Origin of the sequence: Flavobacterium sp. GCM10023249, from assembly GCF_042653365.1 — a bacterium.
In the GTDB taxonomy this organism is placed as follows: Bacteria; Bacteroidota; Bacteroidia; order Flavobacteriales; family Flavobacteriaceae; genus Flavobacterium.
This window is the reverse complement of sequence record NZ_JBHSHZ010000026.1, coordinates 1-2,872: the sequence shown is the minus strand read 5'-3', so window position 1 is coordinate 2,872 and position 2,872 is coordinate 1. Positions and strand designations below refer to the sequence as shown.

2 rRNA genes are annotated in these 2,872 nt (G+C 48.6%); both read left to right on the top strand.

Features of this window, described 5'->3' with window-relative positions:
• Window positions 1-2,677 (top strand): 23S ribosomal RNA (locus ACFO7M_RS16290); the annotation flags it as partial.
• 119 nt (window positions 2,678-2,796) lie between these two features.
• Window positions 2,797-2,872, top strand: a 5S ribosomal RNA gene (gene rrf, locus ACFO7M_RS16285); the annotation flags it as partial.

Genomic DNA, 2,872 nt, shown 5'->3' with positions numbered 1-2,872 from the left:
AAGAAAACAAAAGTGATTCCGTAAGTAGTGGCGAGCGAACGCGGATTAGCCCAAACCAAAGTTGTTACGGCAATTTTGGGGTTGTAGGACCACGACATTTCTTGCGGATTGAATTAGAATTACCTGGAAAGGTAAACCAAAGAGGGTGATAGTCCCGTATAAGTAAGAGAAGATAAGGATAGTGGTATCCTGAGTAGGGCGGGGCACGTGAAACCCTGTCTGAATTTGGCGGGACCATCCGCTAAGGCTAAATACTCCTGAGAGACCGATAGTGAACCAGTACTGTGAAGGAAAGGTGAAAAGAACCGTGAATAACGGAGTGCAATAGATCCTGAAACCATACGCTTACAAGCGGTCGGAGCCCTTTAGTGGGGTGACGGCGTGCCTTTTGCATAATGAGCCTACGAGTTAACGTTGCTGGCAAGGTTAAGTGATTAAGTCACGGATCCGTAGCGAAAGCGAGTCTGAATAGGGCGCTTTAGTCAGTAATGTTAGACGCGAAACCGTGTGATCTACCCATGGGCAGGATGAAGCTGTGGTAACACATAGTGGAGGTCCGAACCGGTTGACGTTGAAAAGTCTTCGGATGACCTGTGGGTAGGGGTGAAAGGCCAATCAAACTCGGAAATAGCTCGTACTCCCCGAAATGCATTTAGGTGCAGCGCTGGATATAAGTTATATAGAGGTAGAGCTACTGATTGGATGCGGGGGCTTCACCGCCTACCAATTCCTGACAAACTCCGAATGCTATATAATGTTTACCAGCAGTGAGGGCTTGGGTGCTAAGGTCCAAGTCCGAGAGGGAAAGAACCCAGACCATCAGCTAAGGTCCCCAAATGTATGCTAAGTTGAAAAAACGCGGTTTGTCTGCATCGACAGCTAGGATGTTGGCTTGGAAGCAGCCATTCATTTAAAGAGTGCGTAACAGCTCACTAGTCGAGCGGACGAGCATGGATAATAATCGGGCATAAGCATACTACCGAAGCTATGGATTTGTAGTAATACAAGTGGTAGGGGAGCATTCTAACATCGCAGAAGGTGTGTCGCGAGGCATGCTGGAGAGGTTAGAAAAGAAAATGTAGGCATAAGTAACGATAATGCGGGCGAGAAACCCGCACACCGAAAAACTAAGGTTTCCGCAGCTATGCTAATCAGCTGCGGGTTAGTCGGGTCCTAAGGCGCACCCGAAAGGGGAAGTCGATGGCCAACGGGTTAATATTCCCGTACTACTTATAATTGTGATGGAGTGACGCAGTGATGAAAGTACCGCGAACTGACGGAATAGTTCGTTAAAGTACCTAACTATAGGCCTGGTAGGCAAATCCGCCAGGACTGGTGAAATACGATAGTACTCGGATTCTTCGGATGATGGGATAGTGTACCTAAGGGCTGCCAAGAAAAACTTCTAAACTTAGATTATAAGTACCCGTACCGTAAACCGACACAGGTAGTTGAGGAGAGAATCCTAAGGTGCTCGAGAGATTCATGGCTAAGGAATTAGGCAAAATAGACCCGTAACTTCGGGAGAAGGGTCGCCCCGAGTAATCGGGGCCGCAGTGAAGAGGTCCAGGCGACTGTTTATCAAAAACACAGGGCTCTGCAAAATCGTAAGATGAAGTATAGGGCCTGACACCTGCCCGGTGCTGGAAGGTTAAGAGGAGATGTTATCTTCGGAGAAGCATTGAATTGAAGCCCCAGTAAACGGCGGCCGTAACTATAACGGTCCTAAGGTAGCGAAATTCCTTGTCGGGTAAGTTCCGACCTGCACGAATGGTGTAACGATCTGGACGCTGTCTCAGCCATGAGCTCGGTGAAATTGTAGTATCGGTGAAGATGCCGATTACCCGCAGTGGGACGAAAAGACCCTGTGCACCTTTACTATAGCTTAGTATTGACCTTGGATAAGTGATGTGTAGGATAGGTGGGAGACTGTGAAATGGCGTCGCCAGGCGTTGTGGAGTCATTGTTGAAATACCACCCTTTGCTTATCTGAGGCCTAACCCCATACTGTGGGGGACATTGCTTGGTGGGTAGTTTGACTGGGGTGGTCGCCTCCAAAAGAGTAACGGAGGCTTCTAAAGGTTCCCTCAGCACGCTTGGTAACCGTGCGTAGAGTGCAATGGCATAAGGGAGCTTGACTGAGAGACATACAGGTCGATCAGGTACGAAAGTAGAGCATAGTGATCCGGTGGTTCCGCATGGAAGGGCCATCGCTCAAAGGATAAAAGGTACGCCGGGGATAACAGGCTGATCTCCCCCAAGAGCTCATATCGACGGGGGGGTTTGGCACCTCGATGTCGGCTCGTCACATCCTGGGGCTGGAGAAGGTCCCAAGGGTTGGGCTGTTCGCCCATTAAAGTGGCACGCGAGCTGGGTTCAGAACGTCGTGAGACAGTTCGGTCTCTATCTACTGTGGGCGTTAGAAATTTGAGTGGATCTGATTCTAGTACGAGAGGACCGAATTGGACTGACCTCTAGTGTATCTGTTGTTCCGCCAGGAGCACCGCAGAGTAGCTACGTCGGGAAGGGATAAGCGCTGAAAGCATATAAGCGCGAAACCCACCACAAGATGAGATTTCTTTTAAGGGTCGTGGAAGATGACCACGTTGATAGGCTATAGATGTAAAGGCAGTAATGTCATAGTCGAGTAGTACTAATAACCCGTAAGCTTATTGTAGCTTCCCCCTCTTATGAGGGGGAGCAGATTCTTTCCAAAAAAATGAATGTTTATCTCAATGTGTTAAGATATTATGTATTGTTAGTCTTAGTAATAAGATTACCCATGCAAAACGACCTTAAGGTGGTTATTGCGGCGGGGCTCACCTCTTCCCATTTCGAACAGAGAAGTTAAGCCCGCCTGCGCAGATGGTAC